Origin of the sequence: Nocardioides sp., from assembly GCF_024509035.1 — a bacterium.
GTDB lineage: Bacteria > Actinomycetota > Actinomycetes > Propionibacteriales > Nocardioidaceae > Nocardioides.
The window spans coordinates 1-2,070 of record NZ_JANINT010000329.1; the positions used below are offsets into that span (position 1 = coordinate 1).

The following is a 2,070-nucleotide window of genomic DNA, read 5'->3' on the forward strand; positions in this document are numbered from 1 at the left end:
TCGCGCGGCACTGGCTCGCCGCGGGCCCGCGGCACCTCGCCGAGGCATGGCCGGCGGCGCAGGCCGCGGCCCGCGCGGCCACCGCGGTGTTCGCCTACGTGGAGGCGCTCGAGATGCTCGAGCACGCACTGCGCACCCAGGACGAGGACCCGGCCTCCGACGAGTGCTCCCGGTTCGAGCTGCTCAGCGACCTCGCCGAGGTGCTGCGCCGCGCCGGCCGCTGGGTCGAGCTCGGCGGCGTCGCCCACGAGGCGATCGAGGTCGCGGACGCCATCGGCGACCTGGATCTCCTGATCCGTGCCGGGGAGATGACCAGCACGGGCTCCCTGTGGACCCCGGCGGGCGGCGTCGTCGACGAGATCGTGGTCGACGCACTGCGCCGCGCCCTGGACCTGCTGCCGAGCGGCGACGACCCCCGGCGGTGCCGGGTGATGCTCGCGCTCGCGGGCGAGATCTACTACGGCTCCAGTGCCCAGGAGCGCGAGGCCCTCGCCGACGAGGCCATCGCGATGGCCCGACGACTCGGCGACCGCGCGCTGCTCGCGGACGCCGCGATCAAGGCCTCGATCGCCACCTGGCACCCGAGCACCGCCGAGCGGCGGCTCGAGCTGGCCGGCGAGGCCGCGGAGCTCGCCCTCGAGCTCGGCGACACCGTGCTGCGCGCCTCGGCGCTCACGTTGCGGGCGGTCGCGGCCGGCGAGCTGGGCGACATGGCGGCCCTCGACGAATCCGTCGCGAGCGCCCGCACGGAGGCCGACCGGGTGCGGCACGTCTACGCCCACCTGCTGCTCGACTCCATCGACGTGGCCTGGGCGGCGATGCGCGGACACCGCGAGGACGTGGCCAAGCACCTCGAGCACCTCGCGGGCCTGGGCGAGGTCGTCTCCATCGTGGGGTACGACGAGGCGATCGCCGGCGCGATGCTCATGCAGGTGATGTGGGAGGGCCAGATGGAGGCGGTCGCCGACGGCGTCCTCGCCCTCTCCCAGGACTCCTTCCTCCCGCTGTCGACGTCGATCGTGAGCATGCTGTGCCGGGTCGGGCGCCTCGACGAGGCCCGGGAGTACCTCGCCACGCATGCCGAGGAGGTGCAGCGCACCGTCGAGATCCAGACCTGGTTCTCCACGATGGCGCTGAGCATGGCCGCCGAGGCCGCCTGCCACCTGGGCGAGCCGGCGCTCGCGGCGACGGCGTACGAGCGCCTGGTCCACTCCAGCGGCCGACCCGCCTGCGCGGGGTCGGGCACGGTCGTGGGTCCGGTCGACATCTTCTTGGCGATGGCCGCCGAGGCGACCGGCGAGCACGCGCTCGCGGTCCGGCACGCCGACGCCGCGCTCGAGCAGTGCGAGCGCTGGGACGTCCCGCTCGCGGCGGACTGGGTCCGCCGCGAACGGGACCGCTTCGGCTTCTAGCGGCTCAGGCGTGCTGGAACGCCGCCGCCTCGCGCCGCGCGAAGCCCCCGCGGGTCAGCACCCACATCAGGCGGAACGGGCCACCCACCTCGGCGAAGACCCGGTCGAGCACGTCGCGTGGGACCTCGTGGGCGATCCACGGCACCAGCCGCAGGGCGCCGCGCAGTGACCCGCGCCGGTCGATCGCCTGCTCGATGACGGCCCAGTCCTCGGGCGTCACGACCCGCTGGATGATCGCGATCGCGTCGCCCTCCTCGTGCGCGAGGTGACGGCGCAGCGACTCCCGCGTGGCCGACATGCGCACGGCGAGGGCCGCCCGGGCGTCCTCGTCGGCCCGCTGGGCGAGCCGCCGCAGCCCGGCCGCGCACGACGCGAGCAACGGGTCGATCTCGCCGTGCTCGGCCTCCATCGCCTCCAACGTGGCGAGGTCCTCCGGCGGGGCCAACCGGCGCAGCTCGGGCCAGATCAGGTCGTCCTCGGTCGTGTGGTGCTCGTGCAGGGCCTCGGCGAAGACCTGCCACCGGTCGGCCAGCAGCCGCCAGGTGCGCCGGTCGTCGACCGGGGTGCCGCGCACCGCGGCGGCGAAGGCGTCCAGGTCACGCCGGAAGGCGTGGTGGATCAGGAACATCATCTTCATGTCGATCGGGCCCTCGGGGGC

General features: G+C 74.8%; 2 protein-coding genes. One reads left to right on the forward strand and one right to left on the reverse strand.

The features are described 5' to 3' along the window. On the forward strand, positions 1-1,412 hold a 1,412-nt coding region (locus tag Q0L15_RS20515), incomplete at its 5' end, for a hypothetical protein (RefSeq protein WP_296606527.1). A gap of 4 nt (positions 1,413-1,416) precedes the next feature. On the opposite strand, the gene Q0L15_RS20520 is transcribed toward Q0L15_RS20515, so the two are convergent. Continuing rightward, positions 1,417-2,070: hemerythrin domain-containing protein (locus Q0L15_RS20520; protein ID WP_296606529.1), on the reverse strand; the 654-nt coding region annotated here is incomplete at its 5' end.